Origin of the sequence: Variovorax sp. WDL1 (genome assembly GCF_001541225.1) — a bacterium.
Classification (GTDB): Bacteria; Pseudomonadota; Gammaproteobacteria; order Burkholderiales; family Burkholderiaceae_C; genus Variovorax.
Window position 1 is genome coordinate 1 of the sequence record NZ_LMTS01000122.1, and the last position, 249, is coordinate 249.

Consider the following 249-nt stretch of genomic DNA (forward strand, 5'->3'; position numbering starts at 1 on the left):
TGCAAATTTTGGCTTCGGGTAGGCTACCGACCTTTGTGATGTGAAGGCGGTTCATGGTGAAGAAGTTGCAGAGCATGGACGAGCTGTTCAAAGGTCGGCACTTCGAGCGGGAGATCATCGTGCTGTGCGTTCGCTGGTACCTTCGCTACAAGCTGAGCTTGCGTGACTTGGTGGAGATGATGGCTGAGCGTGGACTTGAGTTGGCCCACACGACGATCCTGCGTTGGGTGCAACGATTCGTGCCGGAGT

At 55.4% G+C, this 249-nt stretch carries 1 pseudogene; it reads left to right on the top strand.

The window, feature by feature from the left end:
* Window positions 1-74: 74 nt before the first annotated feature.
* Window positions 75-249 (top strand): annotated as a pseudogene (locus tag APY03_RS16650) (IS6 family transposase); the annotation flags it as partial.